Origin of the sequence: Aeromonas sp. R6-1 (assembly GCF_040908165.1) — a bacterium.
GTDB classification, from domain to species: Bacteria; Pseudomonadota; Gammaproteobacteria; order Enterobacterales; family Aeromonadaceae; genus Aeromonas; species Aeromonas caviae.
This window is the reverse complement of sequence record NZ_JBFODF010000043.1, coordinates 55,657-79,127: the sequence shown is the minus strand read 5'-3', so window position 1 is coordinate 79,127 and position 23,471 is coordinate 55,657. Positions and strand designations below refer to the sequence as shown.

At 61.8% G+C, this 23,471-nt stretch carries 22 protein-coding genes; 7 read left to right on the top strand and 15 right to left on the bottom strand.

The window, feature by feature from the left end; translation table 11 throughout:
* The first annotated feature begins 30 nt into the window (after positions 1-30).
* From surA to AB5Y68_RS13625, 5 genes are read left to right on the top strand one after another with little or no spacing between them, the layout of a single operon-like run.
* Entirely contained in the window at positions 31-1,323 is a 1,293-nt protein-coding gene (gene surA, locus AB5Y68_RS13645; RefSeq protein ID WP_010673209.1) for a peptidylprolyl isomerase SurA, read from the top strand.
* A 50-nt stretch (positions 1,324-1,373) separates the two neighbouring features.
* Positions 1,374-2,369, top strand: a complete 996-nt coding sequence (pdxA, locus tag AB5Y68_RS13640) for a 4-hydroxythreonine-4-phosphate dehydrogenase PdxA (RefSeq protein WP_039040071.1) — start codon at positions 1,374-1,376, stop codon at positions 2,367-2,369.
* Positions 2,359-3,171 carry a 16S rRNA (adenine(1518)-N(6)/adenine(1519)-N(6))-dimethyltransferase RsmA gene (gene rsmA / locus AB5Y68_RS13635; protein WP_010673207.1) on the top strand — a complete coding sequence of 271 codons (813 nt, stop codon included), beginning with the start codon at positions 2,359-2,361 and terminating at the stop codon, positions 3,169-3,171. The genes pdxA and rsmA overlap by 11 nt, the downstream gene beginning before the upstream one ends.
* Positions 3,172-3,175: 4 nt before the next feature.
* Entirely contained in the window at positions 3,176-3,538 is a 363-nt protein-coding gene (apaG, locus tag AB5Y68_RS13630) for a Co2+/Mg2+ efflux protein ApaG (protein WP_039040023.1), read from the top strand.
* A 6-nt stretch (positions 3,539-3,544) separates the two neighbouring features.
* Positions 3,545-4,366, top strand: a complete 822-nt coding sequence (locus AB5Y68_RS13625) for a symmetrical bis(5'-nucleosyl)-tetraphosphatase (RefSeq protein WP_039040022.1) — start codon at positions 3,545-3,547, stop codon at positions 4,364-4,366.
* A gap of 126 nt (positions 4,367-4,492) precedes the next feature.
* Here the strand turns inward: AB5Y68_RS13625 and AB5Y68_RS13620 are convergent, their stop codons facing one another.
* Positions 4,493-4,978 (bottom strand): 2TM domain-containing protein, encoded by a 486-nt coding sequence (locus AB5Y68_RS13620; protein WP_039040021.1) that lies wholly within the window; start codon positions 4,976-4,978, stop codon positions 4,493-4,495.
* 183 nt (positions 4,979-5,161) lie between these two features.
* Positions 5,162-6,151 carry a luciferase-like monooxygenase gene (locus AB5Y68_RS13615; protein ID WP_039040020.1) on the bottom strand — a complete coding sequence of 330 codons (990 nt, stop codon included), beginning with the start codon at positions 6,149-6,151 and terminating at the stop codon, positions 5,162-5,164.
* Between the two features lie 216 nt (positions 6,152-6,367).
* Here AB5Y68_RS13615 and AB5Y68_RS13610 point away from each other — a divergent pair, with 216 nt between their 5' ends.
* Entirely contained in the window at positions 6,368-9,253 is a 2,886-nt protein-coding gene (locus AB5Y68_RS13610; RefSeq protein ID WP_039040019.1) for an HD domain-containing phosphohydrolase, read from the top strand.
* Between the two features lie 70 nt (positions 9,254-9,323).
* Here AB5Y68_RS13610 and AB5Y68_RS13605 read toward each other — a convergent pair whose 3' ends face one another.
* The 4 genes from AB5Y68_RS13605 to rplU form a co-directional block, all read right to left on the bottom strand.
* A complete protein-coding gene (locus AB5Y68_RS13605) occupies positions 9,324-10,694 on the bottom strand; it encodes a YjiH family protein (protein WP_010673201.1) in 1,371 nt (456 codons plus the stop codon).
* A gap of 366 nt (positions 10,695-11,060) precedes the next feature.
* Positions 11,061-12,263: an Obg family GTPase CgtA gene (gene cgtA / locus AB5Y68_RS13600; protein ID WP_010673200.1), complete on the bottom strand. Its 1,203-nt coding sequence runs from the start codon at positions 12,261-12,263 to the stop codon at positions 11,061-11,063.
* 189 nt (positions 12,264-12,452) lie between these two features.
* A complete protein-coding gene (gene rpmA / locus AB5Y68_RS13595; protein WP_010673199.1) occupies positions 12,453-12,710 on the bottom strand; it encodes a 50S ribosomal protein L27 in 258 nt (85 codons plus the stop codon).
* A 17-nt stretch (positions 12,711-12,727) separates the two neighbouring features.
* Positions 12,728-13,039: a 50S ribosomal protein L21 gene (gene rplU, locus AB5Y68_RS13590; RefSeq protein ID WP_005304210.1), complete on the bottom strand. Its 312-nt coding sequence runs from the start codon at positions 13,037-13,039 to the stop codon at positions 12,728-12,730.
* A gap of 242 nt (positions 13,040-13,281) precedes the next feature.
* On the opposite strand from rplU, the gene ispB reads away from it, so the two are divergent.
* Positions 13,282-14,253 (top strand): octaprenyl diphosphate synthase, encoded by a 972-nt coding sequence (gene ispB, locus AB5Y68_RS13585; RefSeq protein WP_010673198.1) that lies wholly within the window; start codon positions 13,282-13,284, stop codon positions 14,251-14,253.
* An 88-nt stretch (positions 14,254-14,341) separates the two neighbouring features.
* On the opposite strand, the gene AB5Y68_RS13580 is transcribed toward ispB, so the two are convergent.
* From AB5Y68_RS13580 to tsaE, 9 genes are all read right to left on the bottom strand, one after another.
* Positions 14,342-14,530: a DUF2065 family protein gene (locus tag AB5Y68_RS13580; protein WP_010673197.1), complete on the bottom strand. Its 189-nt coding sequence runs from the start codon at positions 14,528-14,530 to the stop codon at positions 14,342-14,344.
* Positions 14,531-14,621: 91 nt separating this feature from the next.
* Positions 14,622-15,506, bottom strand: coding sequence for a protease modulator HflC (gene hflC / locus AB5Y68_RS13575; RefSeq protein ID WP_010673196.1), 885 nt, complete (start codon positions 15,504-15,506; stop codon positions 14,622-14,624).
* A gap of 3 nt (positions 15,507-15,509) precedes the next feature.
* A complete protein-coding gene (hflK, locus tag AB5Y68_RS13570) occupies positions 15,510-16,661 on the bottom strand; it encodes an FtsH protease activity modulator HflK (protein WP_010673195.1) in 1,152 nt (383 codons plus the stop codon).
* A gap of 93 nt (positions 16,662-16,754) precedes the next feature.
* Positions 16,755-18,041 carry a ribosome rescue GTPase HflX gene (gene hflX, locus AB5Y68_RS13565; RefSeq protein ID WP_039040964.1) on the bottom strand — a complete coding sequence of 429 codons (1,287 nt, stop codon included), beginning with the start codon at positions 18,039-18,041 and terminating at the stop codon, positions 16,755-16,757.
* 63 nt (positions 18,042-18,104) lie between these two features.
* Positions 18,105-18,368, bottom strand: coding sequence for an RNA chaperone Hfq (gene hfq / locus AB5Y68_RS13560; RefSeq protein WP_011704864.1), 264 nt, complete (start codon positions 18,366-18,368; stop codon positions 18,105-18,107).
* A gap of 72 nt (positions 18,369-18,440) precedes the next feature.
* Positions 18,441-19,358, bottom strand: coding sequence for a tRNA (adenosine(37)-N6)-dimethylallyltransferase MiaA (gene miaA / locus AB5Y68_RS13555; protein WP_080770083.1), 918 nt, complete (start codon positions 19,356-19,358; stop codon positions 18,441-18,443).
* A gap of 92 nt (positions 19,359-19,450) precedes the next feature.
* On the bottom strand, positions 19,451-21,334 hold the full coding sequence (gene mutL, locus AB5Y68_RS13550; RefSeq protein WP_039040962.1) for a DNA mismatch repair endonuclease MutL: 1,884 nt from the start codon (positions 21,332-21,334) through the stop codon (positions 19,451-19,453).
* A 105-nt stretch (positions 21,335-21,439) separates the two neighbouring features.
* Positions 21,440-22,990, bottom strand: a complete 1,551-nt coding sequence (locus AB5Y68_RS13545) for an N-acetylmuramoyl-L-alanine amidase (protein WP_039040961.1) — start codon at positions 22,988-22,990, stop codon at positions 21,440-21,442.
* The gene (gene tsaE, locus AB5Y68_RS13540; RefSeq protein WP_029313846.1) at positions 22,981-23,454 is read right to left on the bottom strand and encodes a tRNA (adenosine(37)-N6)-threonylcarbamoyltransferase complex ATPase subunit type 1 TsaE; all 474 of its coding nucleotides are present in this window, start codon (positions 23,452-23,454) and stop codon (positions 22,981-22,983) included. The genes AB5Y68_RS13545 and tsaE overlap by 10 nt, the downstream gene beginning before the upstream one ends.
* Between the last annotated feature and the right edge of the window lie 17 nt (positions 23,455-23,471).

Below are 23,471 nucleotides of genomic sequence, written 5' to 3'. Positions count from 1 at the left end.
TCGGTCTGGCAAACGCCTTGAGAGATGGATATGAAGAAGACGTTGATTTCCCTGCTGACCGCAGGCCTGTTCGGAGTCATGAGCCAGGGTGCCCTCGCCGCCCCCGAGCTGATGGACAAGGTGCTTGCCGTGGTCAACAAGGATGTGGTGCTGGCCAGTCAGCAGGAGGCCCTGGTGCAAAAGGTCAAGGCCTCCGCCCAGGAGAGCGGCCAGTCCCTGCCCGATGACGTCACCCTGCGCAAGCAGGCGCTGGATCGCCTGATCCAGGAGAGCCTGCAACTGCAACTGGCGGAGCGCCAGGGGCTCAAGATCAGTGACACCCAGCTGGAACAGGCCATTCAGAGCATCGCCGCCGACAACAAGATGAACCTGGAGCAACTGCGCGCCCAACTGGAGCGGGAAGGCCTGACCTACGCCCAGTACCGTGAGGAGGTGCGCCGCGAGATCCTGATGAACGAGGTGCGCCGCAGCCAGGTCCGCCGTCGCATCAACATCTCCGATCAGGAGGTCAAGCAGGTGGTCGAGGCCCTGAGCAAACAGGGCCAGCAACAGACGTCATATCATATCGGCCATATCCAGGTCGCGCTGCCGGACAACCCGAATGCCGAGCAGCTCAACGCTGCCAAGGCCAAGATCGAGCGCATTCTGGCGTCCCTGAAAGAGGGGGCAGACTTCCGCAAGCTGGCTATTGCCGAGAGTAACGGTCCCAAGGCGCTGGAAGGGGGTGACTGGGGCTGGTTGAGCCCGCAGGAGATGCCCACCCTGATGGCGGAAGCCGTGCAAGGGGCAGGCAAGGGTGACATCGTCGGCCCGCTGCGCTCCGGCGCCGGTCTGCACATCATCAAGATCTTCGACACCAAGGGTCAGCAACAGGTCATGCAGACCGAGGTGAAGGCGCGCCACATCCTGATCAAGCCCTCCATCATCCTGAGCGAGGAGAAGGCCAAGGGCACCCTGGACGGCATCCTGCACGACATCAAGAGCGGCAAGGCCAGCTTTGCCAGCATGGCAGAGAAATACTCCGAGGATCCGGGCTCTGCGGTGCAGGGTGGCGAGCTGGGCTGGTCTGATCCCAACGTCTATGTGCCGGAATTCCGCGACATGCTGGGGCGCCTGCAACCGGGCCAGATCAGCGAACCCTTCCGCACCAGCCACGGCTGGCACATCGTGCAGCTCGAGGATCGCCGCAGCCAGGACGCCACCGGCAAGGCCCAGGAGCAACGCGCCTACCAGCTCATCTTCAACCGCCGCTTCGCCGAAGAGTCCCAGGCCTGGCTGGATGAGCTGCGCGACGAAGCCTACATCCAGATCGAACCCAATTGATGGGCGACAAGCAGATGAACAAGGCGCATCCAGGGCACGCCGAGGCACAGCTGAGCTGCCACCGGCTTGCCATCACCCCGGGTGAACCGGCTGGCATAGGCCCGGATCTGGTCCTGCAGATTGCCCAGCGGGCCTGGCCCCATCAGCTGGTGGTGATCGCCGATCCCGCCCTGTTGCGCGAACGGGCCGCCCTGCTGGGGCTACCCGTCGAGCTTGAACCCTATGACGAAAGCGCCCCCACCCGTCCGCAGCGAGCGGGGACTCTGACCGTCTGCCCCGTGCCGCTCGGCGCCCCCGTGGTGCCAGGCAAGCTGGATGAGGGCAACGGCGCCTATGTGCTGGCTACCTTGCAGCGCGCCTGCGACGGCAACCTGAGCGGCGAATTTGCCGCCGTGGTGACCGGGCCGGTGCACAAGGGGATCATCAACCAGGCGGGCGTCTCGTTCAGCGGTCACACCGAGTTCTTCGCCCAGCAGTCCGACACCGCCGATGTGGTGATGCTGCTGGCCACCGAAGGGCTGAGAGTGGCCCTCGCGACCACCCATATTCCCCTTGCCTATGTTGCCAAGGCCATCACCGAGGATCGCCTTGGCAAGGTGATCCGCATCCTGGATGCGGATCTCAAGCGCAAATTCGGCATCGAACACCCCCGGATCTATGTCTGCGGCCTCAATCCCCATGCCGGGGAAGGGGGTCATCTGGGCCGTGAAGAGATCGATGTCATCGAACCCGCCCTGGCCGCCCTGCGCCAGGAAGGGATCGATCTGGTCGGCCCGCTGCCGGCCGATACCCTGTTCCAGGACAAATACCTCAAGGATGCGGATGCGGTACTCGCCATGTACCACGATCAGGGGCTGCCCGTGCTCAAGTACAAGGGCTTTGGCAACTCGGTCAACATCACCCTCGGACTTCCCTTCATCCGTACCTCGGTGGACCACGGCACCGCGCTGGATCTGGCAGGCAAGAACCTGGCAGACCCCGGCAGCCTCACCACCGCGATCAACCACGCCATCCAGATGGTAGAGAAAAAAAGATATGAGCAGTAAGGTGCACATGGGCCACACGGCCCGTAAGCGTTTCGGTCAGAACTTCTTGCACGACCGGTATGTGATCGACCAGATAGTGGCCGCCATCAACCCGCAACCGGGTCAGAATCTGGTGGAGATTGGCCCGGGTCTGGCCGCGCTCACCGAGCCGGTCGCAGCCCAGATGGACAAGATGACCGTGGTCGAGCTGGACCGGGATCTTGCCGCACGTCTGCGCGAACACCCGACCCTGAAAGAGAAGCTGACCGTCATCGAAGCCGATGCCATGCGCTTTGACTTCAGCACCCTAATGGGGGAAGGCAAGGGGCCGCTGCGCATCTTCGGCAACCTGCCCTACAACATCTCCACCCCGCTCATCTTCCACCTGTGCGAATTTGCCGACCGGGTGGAGGACATGCACTTCATGCTGCAAAAGGAAGTGGTGCTGCGTCTGGCCGCCGGCCCGGGCAGCAAGGCCTATGGCCGTCTGAGCGTGATGACCCAGTACTATTGTCAGGTAGTGCCGGTGCTGGAAGTGGGCCCGGGCGCCTTCAAGCCGGCGCCGAAGGTGGATTCCGCCGTGGTGCGTCTGATCCCGCACAAGAACCCGACCATCGTCGCCAAAGACATTCGTTGCCTGAACCGGGTCTGCACCGAAGGCTTCGGCCAGCGTCGCAAGACCATTCGCAACAGCTTCTCCAACTTCATCACCGACGCCCAGCTGACCGAGCTTGGCATCGATGGCAACCTGCGCCCGGAGAATCTCTCCCTCGAGCAGTTCGTCACGATCGCCAACTGGCTGGCCGACCAGCAACAGGCCTGATCCCATGACCCAAGCCCGGATAGTGGTCCGCCCCCACCCCAGCTATGTGGCGGGAACCGCAGATCCCTACCATTTTCTCTATCGCATCGAGATTGAGAACCTGGGTCCGGGCACGGTGCAACTGCTGCATCGACGCTGGCTCATTACGGATGCCAATGGCAAGATGCTGGAAGTGGAAGGTCCCGGCGTGGTCGGTGAACAACCCCTGATCGCCCCCGGCGAGACCTTTTCCTACCAGAGTGGCGTTCCCCTCGCCACACCGCTTGGCGTGATGGAAGGCAGCTACATCCTGCAGGATGAATCGGGGCAACGATTCGAAGCCCCCATCGCCCCCTTCACGCTGGCCGTCCCCAACATAATCAACTGAGGTTTCATGGCGAACTGTTTCGTCGGTGATATCCAGGGCTGCTACGACGATTTGCGCCGTCTGCTGGATCTTGCCGAGTTCGACTTCGATAACGACACGCTCTGGCTGTGCGGCGATCTCGTCGCCCGGGGGCCGGACTCCCTCAACACCCTGCGTTTCGTCAAATCACTGGGGCAGCAGGCCGTCACCGTGCTCGGCAACCACGACCTGCACCTGCTGGCGGTGGCCCACGGGGTCGCCCCGCTCAAGAAGAAAGACAAGTTGCAGGCGCTGATGGAGGCGCCGGATCGGGACGAGCTGCTGGAGTGGCTGCGTCACCGTCCCCTGCTGGCAGAACACCCCGACCTGCCCATCATGATGGTGCATGCGGGCCTCTCCCCCGCCTGGGACGCCCACACCGCCCGCAGTTGTGCCCGGGAGGTGGAGAGTCTGCTGCGCGGGGATCAGTACAGCTGGCTGCTGCACAACATGTATGGCGATCAGCCCGACAGCTGGAACGACAACCTGCTGGGCATAGAGCGTTACCGCTACATCATCAACAGCTTCACCCGGATGCGCTTTTGCTATTTCGACGGGCGCCTCGACTTCAAATGCAAGAAGGGCCCCACCGAATCGACCCCGGGCCTGCGCCCCTGGTTCGAGCAGCGCGAGCACCATGTGGATGACCCCATCCTGGTCTTCGGCCACTGGGCGGCCCTGATGGGCAACACCGGCAAATCCGATATCAAGGGACTCGACACCGGGTGCGTCTGGGGCAACAGCCTCACCCTGTGGCGCTACGAGGACGACGCCCTGATCGCCACTCCCTGCCCGGCCTATGCCAAGTAGAGCGGCTCTTTGCGGAACAAGGGAATGATCCGCCGTTGAGAGGAGAGCAATGCCCTCTCCTGCGAAATGGAGCTGAAAACAGAACGGGCCCGGCAATGCCGGGCCCGTTTTTTCATGATGAGCGGATCAGAGCCTGCGCCCCAGCCGTTTCTCGACCTGGCGCCGCTCCCATTCCGGGCCAAACAGCTTGAAGGGCTGGAACAGGTTGATGGCGTGGGCAGCCAGCCCCAGCCCCCATCCCAACATGGGCCACCAGGCCCAGATATAGTCCGGGTTGCTCAGGTAGTTGATGACAAACAGCCCCCCTATCACCAGCACATAGCTCATGAGGTGGCCGTAGAAGCCCCTGAGCCCCTCCACGAACTTCATCGCCTCCCGCTCATCCCGCGCCACCTGCACGCGTCCCCGATCTTCGCCCTCATTCCCTTTCATCTCGCTCTCCTGCAGTTGGGTCACATCGAGCTCGAAGACGGCGGCCAGGGCCTTGAGGGATTCCAGTCCGGGTTGTTGTCCCTGCTCTATTCGCTGAATGGTGCGAACGCTCAGGCCAGTGAGGGTCGCCAGCTGTTCCTGGGACCATCCCCGTTGCAATCTCAACTTCCTGACGATCATCTTGCGCTCCTTGTGGTGATTGACAGGGCCAGCATAGGGAAAGGGGATGAGAGGCGACACGACAGATGGCCGACACTCACCTGACTTCCTTTAAAAATCATAAAGTTACTACCACGCAATCGTGGCTTTTGCTCCCCGAGCAGCCAGGCTTGGCGTGCCGCTGGCGGCCAGGCGTCGCGGGGGTTACAACCCCTGCATCAGCTCGGCACCAATCTCGAAGGAGCGCAGGCGCGCCTGATGATCGACGATGGGGCCGTTGAACATCAGCTCGTCCGCTCCGGTCTCTGCCAGCAGAGCCTTGAGGCCGTGGCGTACCCGATCCGGCTCCCCCACCAGGGAGCGAGCCAGGGTCTGCTCCATCGCCATCAATTCGCGGGCAGACCACTCATCCCCCAGCGTCTGCACCGGCAGTGGCAGCTTGCCGGCATCCCCCCGGTAGAGACGCAGGAACTGCTGCTGCAGGGTGGTGAACAGGAAGCGGGCCTCACGATCGGTGTCGGCGGCGATCAGGTTGACGCACACCACCGCATGGGGTTTGGGCCAACGGGCAGAGGGACGGTATTGGGTACGGTAGATCTCCAGCGCCTGCAGCAACATGGCGGGAGCGAAGTGGGAAGCAAAGCCGAACGGCAACCCCATGGCCGCTGCCAGTTGGGCACTGTAGAGGCTGGATCCCAGCAGCCAGATGGGCACATGGAGTCCCTGACCCGGCACCGCCTGCACGGCGCCGACCTCGTCGCCAAAATAACTCATCAGTTCGCGCACATCCGCCGGGAAGTCATCCACCTCGCCGCTGCGCTGGCGGCGCAGCGCCTGCATGGTGCGCTGATCGCTGCCAGGGGCGCGGCCCAGGCCGAGATCGATGCGATCCGGATAGAGGGAACTCAGCGTGCCGAACTGCTCCGCAATGACCAGGGGGGAGTGGTTCGGCAACATGATGCCGCCAGCCCCGAGCCGCAACGTCGTGGTGCCCCCGGCCAGGTGGCCAATCAGCACCGCTGTGGCGGCGCTGGCAATGCCCGGCATGTTGTGGTGCTCCGCCAGCCAGTAGCGGTGGTAGCCCCAGCGCTCCGCATGGCGAGCCAGATCCAGCGAGTGGCGAAACGACTCGGCCGGCAGACCACCTTCGGGAACGGGCACCAGATCCAGCACGGAATAGGGGACAACAGACATGGGACACTCCATTGGTTCACAGGGCGTTTATCAGGGGAGCAATGTAGCATGAGATATCTGGACGAATCATCTCACCACAGGGCAAGGACGCAGCGCGAAGGCTGGCTGTTGATTTGGGGCTGAAGAGCGCAAGATCGAGTCCTAGGCTTTTTGTCATCCAGCAAGCACACTGTTAGGTGACCAATACGGCGATCGCCAGGGGACAAGGATCCGTCCATGACAAACGCAAGTCTCAGTCGCAGACCCTTTTACGTACACATTGCCACCCTTTTCATCCTGCTTTTCTCCTTGCTGGGGGGCGCCCTCATCGTGCTGCAGTTCCAGCAGGGCATGCAGCAGGGGCTGGAGCACGAACGTCAGAGCTTCCAGCAATACCGGGAGCAGCTTGCCCTCGCCATCAAGCTGAACCAGCGACCGGCCCGCATGTCCCTGAATCTGCTGCGCAGCGGCCAGCTGTCCGCCATGACAGACCTCGAGACGCGGCTCGCCTTCCTGCCCCAGCTGGCGGAAGTACTGGCCAACAGTACCAGTTACGGCGCCATCTATGCCGGTTACGAGGACGGCGATTTCTTTCTGGTTCGCAAGCTGACCGAACGGGCGAGAGGGGCGCTGGAGGCGCCTCCGCCCGAGAGCCGCCTGCTGGTCCAGAGCCTGCATCAGGGACAGGGAGAGTTCCTCTATTTCGACCAGCGGCTGCGGCTGCTGGAGCGGCGCCCCATGCCGGACTACCGTTTCGATCCGCGAGATCGGGGCTGGTACAAGGAGGCGCGCTGGAGCACGGGCATCATAGTGACCCACCCCTACCTCTTCTTCACTACCCGGGAGCCAGGCATGACACTGGCGGTGGAGAGCGACGATCGCCGGGCGGTGATCGGGCTCGATGCGGGCGTGGAGGGGCTCTCTTCCCTCATCGGCGAGTTGCCCCTGCCCGGTCACAGCCAGCTGGTGCTGTTTGACGAGGTCGGGACCCTGCTGGCCACGGATCCCGAGCGCCTCCCAAGCTTCGAGCAACTGAGCCGCCTGCCCATGCTGTCGGCCCTCAATCACCCCATTCTCACCAGGCTGCAACAGGAGATGGCTGCGCGGCCTGCCCTGCTGCATCACCCCGCCGAGCTGACCCTGGCAACGGTTCAGGGTCAGGAGTGGCTGGTCAACCTCTCCTCCCTCGGGGAAGAGTCCCCGTTTTATCTCGCCCTCCTGGTGCCCACCGAGGTGCTCACCGCCCCGGCGCGCCAGGATGCGCTGCACAATCTCGCCTGGGCCCTTGCCGGTCTGCTGCTCCTGCTGCCCGTCATCTGGCTGGCTGCCCGGCGCACTGCCGCCCCCTTGCTGGTATTGACCGGGGAGGCTGAGCGGATCCAGCACTTCGACTTTGGCGAAAGCCCGGGGCCGGATTCGGCGATCCGCGAAATTGACGACCTCGCCCGCGCCATGTCCAGCATGCGCCTGACCCTCGGCAATTTCATGAACATGGGCCGGGCGCTGGCGGCAGAGCATCGCTTCGATTCATTGCTCAGCCGCATCCTGCACGAGACGGTGGCGGCAGCCCAGGCCGAGGGCGGCTGCCTATTCCTGGCCCAGGATAGCGAGATGCAGGCCGTTCACGCCATCTGGCAGGGGCAGCCGCTGGCGTGCGAACAGGTACAGTGGCAGGCGGCGCTGCTCGGCGGTCTCTACCACACGGAGCGCCTCTGCCTGCCCCTCGACGAGGCACAGTGGGCCCGCTACCTCAGCGACTGGGGCCCCTTCCCCGGTGCCTGCCAACTGCTGGTCGAACCCCTTCACAACCACCGTCAGGAGCTGATCGGCTGCCTGCTGCTGATCCTGCCAGACTGCTCGGCCCGCGAACTGGCCTCGCGCATCAGCCTCATCGAAGCGCTGGCGGGCACCTCCTCCTCCGCCATCGAAAACCAGCGCCTGCTGGAGGAGCAGAAGCAGCTGCTGGAAGCCTTCATCGAGCTCATCGCCGGTGCCATCGATGCCAAGAGCCCCTACACCGGCGGCCACTGCCAGCGGGTGCCGGAACTGGCCAGGATGCTGACCCAGGCTGCCTGCGCACAGCAGACAGGGCCCTTTGCCGATTTCCGGCTCAACGAAGAGGAGTGGGAGGCCATCCATATCGCGAGCTGGCTGCACGACTGCGGCAAGGTCACCACCCCGGAGTTCGTGGTGGACAAGGCGACCAAACTCGAGACCATTTACGACAGGATCCACGAGATCCGCACCCGCTTCGAGGTGCTCAAGCGGGATGCTCACATTGAGGCGCTCTGCGCCCTGCTGCCTCCATCCGGGCAGCAGGCCGCCCTCGAGGCTGTAACCCACCTCTGGCACACCCTGGATCAGGAGTTCGCCTTCGTGGCCGAGTGCAATCTGGGGGGCGAGTGGATGGCGCCGGAGAAGCTCGCCAGGCTGGATACCATTGCCAGCCGCACCTGGTTGCGCACTCTGGACGATCGGCTCGGCATCAGTCAGGAGGAGCGCAAGCGCCACCAGGAGGCCCCCTCTCCCCTCCCCTGCCGAGAGTCGCTGCTCGCCGACAAGGCGGTCCATCTCATCCCTCGCCCCGAGCACGACAATCTCGCCCGACACAACCCATGGGGCTTCAAGGTGCGGGTGCCCACCCACCTCTACAACAGGGGGGAGCGCTACAATCTCGCCATCGGCCGTGGCACCCTCACCGAAGAGGAGCGCTACAAGATCAACGATCACATCATCCAGACCATACGCATGCTGGAGAAGCTCCCCTTCCCCCGCCATTTGCGCAAGGTGCCGGAGATTGCGGGGGGCCATCACGAGCGGATGGACGGCACGGGCTACCCGCGCCAGTTGCAAGGGGGGCAGATGAGCATTCCCGCCCGCATCATGGCCATTGCAGACATCTTTGAGGCGCTGACGGCGAGCGATCGCCCCTACAAGTCTGGCAAAACGGTCTCCCAGTCCCTGGCCATCATGGTGAAGATGGTGCAGGAACAGCACATAGACCCGGCCCTGTTTGCCCTCTTCATCGAGAGCGGCATCTGGCGGGACTACGCCAGACACTTCCTCGCCCCCGAGCAGCTGGACGAGGTCGAATGCCAGGCCCTGCTGGCAGGATCACACTGACCTTCCGCTGGCACTCGCCCATAAAAAAACGGTCAACCCAGGTTGACCGTTTTTCGTTCCACTTCGCCCCTTAGAACAGCAGGTGCGCCACACCGGCAATCACCGGCAGGGTGACCAGGGTGCGCAGCAGGAAGATGACGAACAGCTCCCACAACTTGACCGGGATCTTGCTGCCCAGCAACAGAGCGCCCACTTCCGACATGTAGATGAGCTGGGTGACCGACATGGCGGCGATCACAAAGCGGGTGATGTCGCTCTCGATAGTGGAGGCCAGCACCGCCGGGATGAACATGTCGGCGAAGCCCACCATGATGGTCTTGGAAGCAGCTTCCGCCTCCGGCAGTTGCAGCAGCTCGAGCAAAGGCACGAAGGGCGCCCCCAGCCAGTTGAACACCGGGGTGTGCTCCGCCAGCATCAGGGCACAGGTCCCGACGGCCATCACCACCGGCAGCACGCCAAACACCATGTCCAGGGCGTTTTTCACCCCTTCACGCGCCACGGCGCCGAGATCCGTCATGCTGTCGGCCTTGGTCAGGGCACGATGGTAGCCGTAGCTCAGTACGCTGTGCTGATGGGGGATGGCCTCCTGCTTGCGGCACAGGGGAGTACCGTCGCTGTAGACATCCTTCTTCCAGGAGAGCGGCGGCAGGCGCGGCACCACGATGGCGGCCACCACACCGGCCAGGCAGACGGTCAGGTAGAAGGGGACGAACATGTGCTCCAGCTTCACTTGGGAAATCACCACCAGACAGAAGGTGATGGAGACGGCGGAGAAGGTGGTACCGATGACGGCTGCTTCCCGCTGGGTGTAGAACTTGCCTTCATACTGCTTGCTGGTCAGCAGGATCCCGACGCTGCCATCACCGAGCCAGGAGGCGAAGCAGTCCACCGCAGAACGACCCGGCAGACGGAACACCGGACGCATGATGCGGGTCATCATGGTACCGACAAACTCCAGCAGACCAAAATCCAGCAGCAAGGGCAGCAGCAGGCCCGCAAAGATGAAGACGGAGAACAGTACCGGCAACAGATCATGCAGCACCAGGCCGCCGGTCGCCCCTGAGCGCAGCACCTCGGGACCGGCTTCAAAGAAGGTCAACAGCACGAAGACCCCCCCCAGCACCCGCACGCACGCCCAGAAGGGGGAGACGTTGAACAGGCTGTTGAGGAAGGGCCGTTTTACCAGGATCGCCGGTTTGAACAGCCAGGCGATCAGGGTCATCAGCATGGTGGTGGTGATGATGGCGCTGACCATGGCCACCAGATGATCGGCAAACACCGTTTGAACCAGCTTCGCCAACACGGCGACGGGAATGGTGACATTGCCGTCATAGATGACCGGGGTCATGAACAGCAGGATCCCGATCAGTGACGGGATCAAAAACATCAGCACGTTGCGGCGAGTACGGATTGCCGGTGCTTCCAGGGTCTTTTCCAACATATAAACAGCCTTAAATGTGACTTTTCCTTCAGCCGGGCCGCCTGCATACTCATGCCCTCGCCCGGAAAACGGGCGCAAGAATAACCCAAAAAACTGCACAAACAAGCCGTTAATTGATCATTTCAAGCATAAATATTTTATCAGGCGAACCATCCATAAGAACAAACCAAAACAGTCATGCATATCGATTCAATTTGAATGGTTAGCATAATGTTTCATACAGGTTACATTCAGGTGCGCAGTATAATCCGCAGCCACTGTCAGGCAATAAGAGACATGAAAAATATATCTATAGGGTGATCCCGTCGATCGTCCCATAAAAAAACCGGAGCCTGTCTGGCTCCGGTCTTGTCACGAACATGATGCTCAATCGCGAACGTAAATGACTTCGACGCCGTCGTCGTCCTCATCGTCCCAGTCGTCATCGTCCAGGCCATCATCGAAGGCCTTGGACGCCGCCAGGGCATCGGCTTCCGCCTTGGCCAGCTGGTTCTTGTGATAGTCGTCCCACTTGAACTCCACCTTCTCGATGGCGTCTCTGGCATCCTCCGCCAGCTGACGGGGCATGGTGTCCAGCAGATCCAGGATGTCGTAGCACACCTTCTTGGTGCCTTCCTTGCTGATGGCGGTGATGGCGTAGACCGGACCTTCGTGGTTGAGGGCTGCCTTGACTCTGTCCATCACTTCCTGAGCCTCTTCTTCCAGGATCAGGTCCATCTTGTTGAACACCAGCCAGCGCGGCTTGCCCGCCAGCTCGGGGCTGTATTTTTCCAGCTCCCGGACGATGGTCACGGCGTTCTCGGCAGGATCGGAACCATCCACCGGGCAGATATCCACCAGGTGGATCAGGACGCGGCAACGCTCCAGGTGCTTGAGGAAGCGGATCCCCAGGCCTGCACCCTCGGCAGCCCCTTCAATGAGGCCGGGAATGTCTGCAATGACGAAGGAGCGGGAGTTCTCGCCACGTACCACACCCAGGTTCGGTACCAGGGTGGTGAAAGGGTAGTCTGCCACTTTCGGACGGGCCGCAGAAACGGCGCGAATGAAGGTGGACTTGCCTGCGTTGGGCAGACCCAGCATGCCGACATCCGCCAGCAGCAGCAGCTCCAGCCTCAGGGTACGCACTTCACCCGGGGTGCCGTTGCTCTTCTGGCGCGGCGCCCGGTTGACCGAGCTCTTGAAGCGGGTGTTGCCAAGGCCGTGGAAGCCGCCCTTGGCAACCAGCAGCTTCTGATCGTGACTGGTCAAATCCCCCAGCAGCTCGCCGGTGTCTTCATCGGTGGCGCGGGTGCCGACCGGTACTCGCAGGATCTTGTCCTTGCCGCGACGACCGGTACAGTTGGCACTCTGGCCGTTCTCGCCACGCTCGGCGGCGTGGAAGCGCTCGAAACGGTAGTCGATCAGGGTGTTCAGGTTTTCATCGGCCACCAGATACACGTCGCCACCATCACCGCCGTCACCGCCGTCCGGGCCGCCGTTCGGGATGTACTTCTCGCGGCGGAAGCTCACACAACCGTTACCACCGTCACCGGCATCGACTCGAATCTGGACTTCATCAACAAACTTCATAGGTAACCGTCACCTTAATTCGAAAAACCGATACGCAATTATAGTGATACGGGCCCCTTCGGGCGAGGCGCATCTGGCCGATGAGGGCTGTCAGCGCCGGCTCATCCGCGTGCCGTTTTTTCGTCAAACTCATCAGAAAAACAAAAGCCCCGCCAGGTTGGCGGGGCTTCGGATCCTTGCGGTCCGTAATTACTCAGCAACGATGCTGACGTACTTACGATTCTGCGGACCTTTAACTTCGAACTGCACTTTACCGTTCGCGGTAGCGAACAGAGTGTGGTCCTTGCCCAGACCAACGTTCTCACCAGCGTGGAACTTGGTGCCGCGCTGACGAACGATGATGCTGCCAGCCAGAACTGTTTCGCCGCCGAAACGCTTCACGCCCAGGCGTTTAGCTTCAGAATCGCGACCGTTGCGGGATGAACCGCCAGCTTTTTTGTGTGCCATCTATCGGACTCCTCTAATTAAGCGCTGATGCCAGTGATTTTGACTTCAGTGAACCACTGACGGTGGCCCGCTTGCTTACGGTGGTGCTTACGACGACGGAACTTGACGATAGTCACTTTCTCGCCACGGCCGTGAGCCACAACTTCAGCCACAACCTTGCCACCTTCAACGAAAGGAGCACCTACTTTGAAAGTGTCGCCTGCAGCAACCATCAGCACTTCGTTGAAGTCGATGGTAGCGCCAGTCTCAACGTTCAGCTTTTCCAGACGAACGATTTGACCTTCGGCCACACGGTGTTGTTTTCCGCCGCTTTGGAATACCGCGTACATTTGATTAACTCCGTAAAGGCGTGTCTTTTGCTCAAGGCCAGACACGCACAAAAACCTATAACAATGGGCGGGCATTCTACGCAGAACGATTTGCCGAGGCAAGGCCAATTTAGCAAAAAGTTTATTTTGTGCGCATATCTGCCCCCGTGAATAAACGCCTAACTGTAACCCATTGTGAAATCGTGTAGAATCCCCGCCATTGCTAAAAACGCAGTAAATGCTGCCGTCACGTTACGAGACTTATGGACCAACAGACTATCCGTGCGCTCTGTGCCGCCGACATGACGGCGGTCAATGAACTGATCCTGGCGAGACTCCAGTCCGATGTCAGCCTGATCAACCAGCTGGGTTTCTATATTGTCAGTGCAGGCGGAAAACGGATGCGCCCCATGCTGACCGTGATGGCCGCACGCGCACTGGGCTATGAGGGTGAAGATCACCTGAAACTGGCCGCCATCATCGAATTCATTCACACCTCCACCCTGCTGCACGACGACGTGGTCGACGAATCCGACCTGCGCCGCGGCCGGGAAACCGCCAACGCCCTGTTTGGCAACGCCGCCAGCGTCCTGGTGGGTGACTACCTCTACAGCCGCTCCTTCCAGATGATGAGCGAACTCTCCAACCTGAAGGTGATGGAGATCCTCTCCGATGCCACCAATACCATCGCCGAAGGCGAAGTGCTGCAGCTGATGAACTGCAACGATCCGGATACCACGGAAGAGAGCTACATGACGGTCATCTACTGCAAGACCGCCAAGCTGTTTGAAGCCGCGACCCGACTCGCCGCCGTGCTGACCCATCAGCCCGAGCCCGTCGAGCAGGCCATGACCGACTACGGCAAGTACCTGGGTACCGCGTTCCAGATCATCGACGACGTGATGGACTACTGCTCCCAGAGCGAGGAGATGGGCAAGAACGTGGGTGACGATCTGGCCGAAGGCAAGCCGACCCTGCCGCTGTTGCGCGCCATGGAAGTGGGTACCCCGGAAGAGCGTCAACTGGTGCGCGATGCCATCGAGCACCGCAACGGTATGGATCACCTGGAGCGTATTCTGGGCATCCTGGATCGCACCGGAGCTCTCGAATACTCCCGCCAGCGGGCTCGGGAAGAGGCTGACAAGGCCATCGCCGCCCTCGCCATCTTGCCGGACTCCCGGCACAAGCAAGCGCTGGAGACCCTGGCCCACATGGCGGTGCAGCGCAGCGCCTGATGCCAGCCGGCGGACAATAAAAAAGAGGCCAGAGGGCCTCTTTTTTATTGTCCGAATTCCCCGTGCCACTGTCGTATCAACACAGATTCTAACGGGCCAACGCCCACAAGATGACACCACCTGCCACCACCAGACAGCCGCCGATGCGGCGCAGCTGTTCCGGCGGCAACTCCCCGAGCAGGCGCAGCATCTGCTGCCATGCCCTGGGAGCAAGCAAGGGCCCCAATCCTTCGAAGAGCAGCAGCAACCCCAGCCCCATCAACATGGATGTCAGCATCACCTCTCCTTGTCCCTGTTCCCCTGCCGGTCTGTGGCCGGCAAACAAAAGGGCCTGAATCATCAGGCCCTTGGGTCATATCAACACATGTTTACTGCTTGTTGCCGTGCGGCGACTTGAGGTAGCGGAAGAACTCGCTGTCCGGTTTCAGGACCATGAGGTCGTTCCCACCGGCGAAGCTCTTGCGATAGGCCTCCATGCTGCGCACGAAACTGAAGAACTCGGGGTCCTTCTTGTAGCTGTCGGCATAGATCCTGGCGGCTTCGGCATCCCCTTCACCACGCAGTTGACGGGCATTACTCTCGGCGTCGGCGATCATCACGGTCACCTTGCGGTCGATGTCTGCACGCAGGATCTCGGCCTGCTCGCGGCCCTGTGAACGGTGTTCACGGGCTACCGCAGTCCGCTCGGCACGCATCCGCTGATAGATGGAGCTGGAAACTTCCACCGGCAGGTTGATCTGCTTGATGCGCACATCCACCACCTTGATGCCGAGCTCGGAGGAGCGCGCCATCTTCATCAGGGCATCTTCCATCACGGTACTGCGCTCGCCGGAGACGATGTCCTTGATGGTGCGGTTACCGATCTCGGAACGCAGGCCGTTGTTGATCTTGCGCTTGAGCAGGTCTTCAGCCTGGATCTTGTTGCCACCACCGGTCGCCAGGTAGTACTTGGAGAAGTCCTCGATCTTCCACTTCACGTAGGAGTCGATGATGAGATCCTTCTTCTCGGACGTAACGAAGCGATCCGCCTGGCCTTCCAGGGTCTGGATGCGGGCATCCATCTTACGTACCTGGTCGATGAGCGGCACCTTGAAGTGCAGGCCCGGCTCGTACAGGCGCGGTTCACCGGAGTCGACCCGTTTCACCTTGCCAAACTGCACCACGATCCCCTTCTGTCCTTCATCGACGATGAAGATGGAAGAGAAGCAGACCATGGCGGCCACAGCGATGACACCAATAGCTAGCTTTTTCATCTATCAGTTTCTCCCTGTGCTGAAACGATCACCGCCACGCAGCGGGGTCGGAGTGGAGTTGGCCCCTTCGTTGGACGGCTGGGCCGCCTCGACTGCCGGGGTGCCCGCAGGACGTGCCGGTTGCACGGCATTCGCCTTGCCAGAGAGCTTGTCGAGCGGCAGGTAGATCATGCTGTTGTTGCCAGCCGGCATGTCGACCACCACCTTGTTGGCCTGCTGATAGAGCTCTTCCATGGTTTCCAGGTAGATACGATCACGGGTCAGCTCGGGCGCGGCCTGATACTGGGGCAGCAGCTCGTTGAAGCGAGCGACTTCACCCTTGGCCTTCAACACGATCTGGGACTTGTAGGCTTCGGCCTCCTGCTCCAGACGTTTGACCTGGCCACGAGCCTTGGGCTCCACTTCACGGGCATAGGCTTCCGCTTCACGGATGAAACGCTGCTCATCTTCCTGGGCGGAGATGGCGTCATCAAACGCATCCTTCACTTCTTCCGGCGGACGCGCCGGCAGGAAGTTGACGTCCACGATCTGCAGACCCATCTGATAGGGCTCGATGATGCTGTCGATCACCTGCCAGGTTTCCTGACGCACCTTCTCACGACCCGTGGTCAGCACATCGTCCATCCGGGTGTGACCCACCACGTAGCGCAGGGCGCTGTCCGTGGCCTGGCTCAGGCTCTCGTCTGCATTGGTCACGCTGAACAGGTACTGCTCGGGATCGACCACGCGATACTGCACGTCCATCTCGACCCGCACCACGTTCTCATCCTGGGTCAGCATGAAACCGGACGCCGGCAGGGAACGGACCGATTCCACGTCCACCGGGATCACCCGGTCGATGAAGGTCGGTTTCCAGCGCAGACCGGGATCCACGTTGTGGGAGTATTCGCCAAAGCGCAGCACCACGCCCCGCTCGGCTTCGCGAATGGTGTAGAAGCCGCTGACGACCCACACCACCACGGCCACCACCAAGGCAATGGAGAGGCCGAACTTGCCGACGTCACCACCACCGGATTTGCCACCACCGAGCAGACCGCCAAAACGACGGCTCACCTTGCGAAGCATCTCGTCCAGATCAGGGGGGCCCTGATTCTTGCCGTTGTTCCCCCAGGGGTCACGGTCTTTGCCATTGTTACCAGGCTCATTCCAAGCCATCAGCGTCTCCATTAATACATGCGGATGGATATCATCTCTATCGGGCCACAGAGGGGCGATGAAATCAGCAAACCAGTTATGTTCATCGACCCATCAATGCCTGATAAAGCGTTGTAAAATCTCACCTTCTTGTTTCATGAGGCGGTTCCAGTCAGCCAGTTGCAGGCGAACTTCCAGCACAAAGTCCCCCTCCTCGCTGAAACCTTCCTGCTCGATACCTTTCAGCCGATAGAGCGCACTGCGCAGTCTGGCGGCGGAAGGGGGCAGTTGCAGGGTGTGATGCACCATGGAGCCGGCCAGCAGTTCGGTCAGTGCCTGGAACAGGTATTCACTGCCCTCGCCAGTCTGGGCCGACAACCAGACTCGCACCGGTCGTCCAGCCTCATCCCGTTCAAGACCAGCCGGACGATCCCCCAGCTTGTCGATCTTGTTGCAGATCATCAGTTGGGGACGGTCATCCGCCTCGATCTCGGCCAGCACACGCTGGACCGACTCGATATTCTCCTGCATCTGTTCATCGGCGCAGTCCACCACGTGCAGCAGCAGGTCCGCTTCGCGAGTCTCCTGCAGGGTCGCCTTGAAGGCCGCGACCAGATCATGGGGCAAGTGCCGAATAAATCCAACTGTATCCGCCAGGATCACATCACCCACATCCTGGATCACCAATTTGCGCAGGGTGGGGTCCAGGGTTGCGAACAATTGGTCGGCAGCATACACGCTGGCATCTGTAAGTTGGTTGAACAAAGTGGATTTTCCGGCGTTGGTATACCCCACCAGAGAAACGGTCGGCACTTCGTTGCGGTTGCGGGCACGGCGCCCCTGCTCCCGCTGCTTGGCCACCTTGTCGAGGCGGCGCAAAATGGCCTTGATGCGCTCACGCAGCAGGCGTCGGTCGGTTTCAAGCTGGGTTTCACCCGGGCCGCGCAGACCGATCCCCCCCTTTTGTCGCTCAAGGTGGGTCCAGCCTCGCACCAGACGAGTGGAAAGATGGCGCAACTGGGCCAGTTCGACCTGCAACTTGCCTTCGTGAGTGCGGGCGCGCTGGGCGAAGATATCGAGGATAAGGCCTGTCCTGTCCACGACCCGGCACTGGAACAGACGCTCCAGGTTGCGCTCCTGGGCGGGGGTCAGGGCATGGTTGAAGATGACCACATCGGCGTCCAGCATCTGGACCTGGGACGCGATCTCTTCCGCCTTGCCGCTGCCGACAAAAAATTTGGCGCTGGGTGCGCTGCGACTGGTGGTGATCACCCCCAGTGCATTGACCCCGGCCGAGCTCACCAGCATCTTGAGCTCGTCCAGATCCTCCCGCTCGCCCTCATCGCTGAAGTTGACATGTACCAGAACGGCCTGTTCACCAGCTTCGTAACGGTCAAACAAGCGCTTGCTCCTTGACAGGTATCATGATGGATCTGAGTTGGCGAGTGGACTCGCCGCAGGATATCACGCCTCGGCTTCACCCTGCTCTTCACCGGCGGCGCCCGGGGCGTGCTGGTGATGGTTGACGGCACGGGCCGGCACCACGGTGGAAATGGCGTGCTTGTAGACCATCTGGCTCACGGTGTTCTTCAGCAGAATGACAAACTGGTCAAACGATTCGATCTGACCCTGCAGTTTGATGCCGTTCACCAAATAGATAGAAACAGGAATACGCTCACGGCGCAGCGCATTCAAAAACGGGTCTTGGAGAGATTGCCCCTTAGCCATCTTTCTTTTCCTTATAGTTTGTTGTTTTTAAACACCGGATATTCAATATAACAACCTGATTATACAGGAGTGTCAAGCCGGACCAGCTTGGGCGACGACCCTGGCCAGATTGCCAGACTCACCAGATTCCAACCAGGTCACATCAGGCCAACCGCGCAACCAGGTCATCTGACGCTTGGCCAACTGGCGGGTGGCAACAATGCCGCGATAACGCATCTCATCATACTCCACTTCCCCCGCCAGGTAGTCCCACATTTGGCGGTATCCCACGCAGCGAATGGAGGGAAGATCCGGGGTGAGATCCCCCCGCTCGTAAAGCGCCCTGACCTCCTGCTCGAAGCCGCTGCCCAGCATCTTGTCAAACCGCTGCTCGATGCGCTGGTGCAGCACGGCCCGATCCCTCGGCGCGATGGCAAACTGCAGCGCCCGGTAGGGCAGCCCCTCTCCCTGTACCTGGGTCAACTCGGTGAGGGTCTTGCCGCTGATGCGGTAAACCTCGAGCGCCCGGCACAGGCGCTGGGGATCGTTGGGGTGGATGCGGGCACCGGCCACCGGGTCGATGCGCACCAGTTCGTCGTGCAGCGCCTGCCAGCCGAGGCGGGCAGCTTCTTCCTCGATGCCGGCCCGAATGGCGGGATCGGCGGAAGGCAGTGGAGAAAGCCCCTCCAGCAGCGCCTTGAAATAGAGCATGGTGCCGCCCACCAGCAGCGGAATGCGGCCACGGTCGGCGATCTCTTTCATCTCCCGCAGGGCATCCTTGCAAAAATCCGCCGCCGAATAGCTCATGGCGGGATCCAGGATGTCGATGAGCCGGTGCGGGGCCTGCGCCAGCTCGGCTGGCGTCGGCTTGGCGGTGCCTATGTCCATGCCGCGATAGATGAGCGCGGAGTCCACGCTGATGATGTCGCAGGGCAGGGCCTGGCACAGTTCAATGGCGAGATCCGTCTTGCCGGAGGCCGTCGGCCCCATCAGAAAAATTGCAGTCGGCAAGTCAGCCACGTTAAACACTCCCTTCGGCCGCCCCTTCACGGGCGAACCGGCATAAAACTGGTCATATGGATGCAACAGACGACGAGACGCCGTCAGTTGCCATCGGCAAACTCGGCCAGCACGTTCGCCAGCGGCAACGGGCGCACCATGCGAACGTCTGCCAGTTGGTCACTGAAATCGACAACAAGTTCCGTCAACAACCGGGTGGCAGTGGCAAAATCGTATATTTTTTCGGCACTTATGCCTTGTTCCACCAACCACTGGCATAATACTCCAGCCTGCGCGTCGGCATCACTGTCAGATCCGCTCTCGACCAGTTGCAACAATTCGGGTAAGAGGCGGGCCAGATCGGTCTGGCGCAGCAGGGCAGGCACCCGAGTCAGGATCATGGTGTCGCGTCCCCCGCTTTTCAACTCCAGCCCCATGCGTTTGAGCAGGCGTTCCCGCTCCTCCACCAGGGCGACCAGGTTTTTCGGCAGCTTGAAGGAGACCGGCAGCAACAGAGGCTGGGCCGCCAGCCCCTGGCCCCAGGCATCCAGCAGCCAGTGGCGCAACAACAGACGCTCGGCACGCACCAGGGAGAGCAGCGCCAGCTGCCCCTGACGCTCCATCAGCAGATAGGCCTGCTCGACCAGGCTCAGGGCGCGCCACTCCCCCGTTCGGGCTGGCGTCTCGACGGCACCGCTCTCGGCTACGGGCCGGGATGCCGGCATCGCCACCTCGGGCAGGGTGGTGAGCAAGGCGCCCATGCCTCGCATCGCGGCCCGGCTCGGGGGTTCGGGAGGCTGGTAGTGTCCTCCCCTGCCACCACCGCCTTCCCGCACGCCGTCGCCATCTCGTGCAGGGGCAGGAGCCCGATAGCCGTGTTCGGCACCGTACCACTCGGTGCGCGGCGCCTGACCCGGATAGGTGATCTCCGGGCTGCCCGGCAGCTCGACCTGAGTCTCGGCCAGGGGTGCATCGGTGGCGCTCCCTGCCCCGTCCTGACGCAGGGCGGTAAACAGCGCCTGGAAGATGAAATCGTGGATGAGACGCGCCTGATGGAAACGCACTTCGTGCTTGGCCGGATGGACGTTGACATCTACCTGGCGGGGATCCAGCTCGATATAAAGCACATAGGCCGCGAAGCGGTCGGCGGGCAGCAGCTCGTCATAGGCCTGGCGAATGGCGTGATTGATGAGCTTGTCCCGCATCATGCGGCCATTGACATAGGTGTATTGCAGGTCGTTCTGCGGCCTGGCTCCTGCCGGGGTGGCCAGCCAGCCCCACAACCGCACGTCGCTGTGTTCGCTCGATACCGCCAGGGCATGGTGCATGAAGGGGGAGCCGCAGACGGCGGCAAGGCGGCGCTCCTGCTCCGCCACCGTGTTGGCCGCCTTGTACTGGCGCACCACCTTGCCGTTGTGGCGCAGGATCAGGGTGGCGTCGAAGCGGGAGAGCGCGATGCGGCGCACCAGTTCGTCGATGTGGGCAAATTCGGTCTTTTCGCTGCGCATGAACTTGCGCCGCGCCGGGGTGTTGAAGAAGAGATCCACCACCTCCACCGTGGTGCCCACCGGGTGGGCCGCCGGCTTGACGGTGACGCTCATCTCGCGCCCTTCCGCCTGGGCCTGCCAGGCCTCGCTCTGCTCTGCCGTACGGGAGGTGAAGGTGAGGCGGGAGACGGAGCTGATGGAGGCGAGCGCCTCCCCGCGAAAGCCCAGGCTGTTGATCCCTTCCAGATCGTCCAGGGTCGCCACCTTGGAGGTGGCGTGGCGCGACAGCGCCAGCACCAGCTCATCCCTGGCGACACCGCAGCCGTTGTCACGAATGCGGATAAGCTTGGCGCCTCCCTTGTCGATGTCGATCTCGACCCGGTCAGCCCCCGCATCCAGGCTGTTTTCCACCAGCTCCTTGACCACGGAGGAGGGCCGCTCCACCACCTCACCGGCAGCAATCTGGTTGGCCAGAATCGGCGGCAATATACGGATTGGCATCGCTTGCTCCTGCAGATGAAAAAGGGGAAGAGGTGGACCTGGCGCCATCAATGCTCACCGCCCCTCCCTGCCATCGGCAGAGAAGGGCGGCGTTCTTCACCCGCGCTATTTTCGCGGAATATAGAGCACCTGCCCTATCTGGATGTCCCGCGACTTGAGCTTGTTGATCTCCACCAGTCGCGCCTGACTCACCCCATGTTTCTCGGCGAGCCGGGAGAGACTCTGACCACGGGTGACCACGTGGCGGATCATGTTGGACTTGTCGTTGCTCTGCACGCTGGCTACCGGCGCACTCGGCTCCTGGGCTGCGACCTTGTAAGGTTTGATCACGCCGACACCGGAGGCGCTGCCGACGCTGCTGACCGGGGCGCCGCCCTCACCGACGCGATAGGGCTCGCTCGCCGGCATCCGGTTGGTCACGACCTGCTGCGTTGGCTGGGCAACCGGCTTGCTGACGGCGACCGGCTTGCTGGCAGGCGCCTGACGCGGCGGGGCGGCAACCTGGCCCTTGCCGGTGAGCATGGGCCCCTTGGTCGGATGACTGCGGTAATAGTTGCGGATCCCCTCGAAGATGGCCCGGGCCAGCTGATCCTGATAGCTGGCGGTGGCCAGCAGCTTCTCCTCGGCGTGGTTCGAGATAAAGCCCGTCTCCACCAGTACCGAGGGGATGTCCGGCGCCTTCAGCACCGCCAGACTCGCATGTTCCGGCGCCTTCTTGTGCAATCTGGCCACCCGGCCGAGCGAGCGCAGGATCTGGCGGCTGACGTCATAGCCCTCGGCCCTGGACTTGTCCATGGAGAGATCCAGGAAGGTCTGCGCCAGATAGGGGTTGGGATCGGATTCGGCCAATACCTTGCCAACGCCCCCCAGCAGCTCCCCCTGTTTCTCCTGCTTCTCGAGCCAGCTACCCATCTCGCGGTTGGCGCGATTGGTCGACAGCACCCAGACGGAGGCGCCGCGAGGAGTCGAGTTGTGGAAGCTGTCGGCATGCACCGACACCAGCAGGTCGGCCTTGGCCTTGCGGGCGATTTCGGAACGTTTGTTGAGATCGACGAAGTAGTCGCCACGGCGGGTCAGCACGGCTCGCATGCCGGGCTCCCGGTCGATGAGGGCCGCCAGCTTCTGGGAGACCGCCAGGGTCACCCGTTTCTCGTAGGTGCGGCGCGGGCCGATGGAGCCCGGGTCTTCCCCGCCGTGACCAGGATCGATGGCGATGACGATGGCCTTGCCGTGTCCCCCGACGGGAGCGGGCTGCGCCGCAGCGCTCCCCTTCTCTTCATAGGGAAGATCGATCACCAGACGGTGGCCATAGGGACCTGCCGGCGCCAACGGGAAGACCACCGGCTTGATGGCAGAGCCGAGATCCAGCACCAGTCGCAGGCCCCCCTTCTCCAGCGGCGTGCTCTCGCGGATCTTGCGCACCAGCTCGCTCTTGTTCTCGATGCGGGCCAGGTTGGTGGCGTTGCTCGCCCCTTTCAGGTCGATGACCAGACGGTTCGGACCGGTCAGGGTGAAGTAGTTGAAATTGGGGGCGCTGCTCATGTCGAGCACCACCCGGGTGTTGTCCGGTGATGGCCACACCCGCACACTCTTGAGCTGATTGGCCCAGGTGGGCAATGCCATCAGGGAGAGAACAAAAACAAGGATCACGCGCACTGAGATGACAACCGTTCCAGAATGGCTTCGCCGATAGCAGTGCGGGCATCAATCTGCACCTCGCGCTGCTCGTTTGCATAACTCAGGGTGATCTCGAGATCCGGGGCTGGCAGCCAGCCGTCGCCCTTCTCTGGCCACTCCACCAGGCAGAGGGTATCGGCGGCGAAATAGTCGCGAATGCCCATGAACTCCAGCTCTTCCGGGTCGGCCAGTCGATAGAGATCGAAGTGATAGACCTGCCACTGGGCAAGCTCATAGGGCTCCACCAGGGTATAGGTCGGACTCTTGACCTTGCCCTCATGACCCAGTCCCTGCACCCAGCCTCGGGTCAGAGTGGTTTTGCCGGCCCCGAGGGCACCGTGCAGAAATACCGTGGTGGCCTGTTGGCACGCCTTTGCCAGACGGCCACCCAGCGCCACTGTTGCTGCCTCGTCCGGCAGTGTCATCATCAAGGTTTTTGCCATGTTCTTCTTGTTACTTG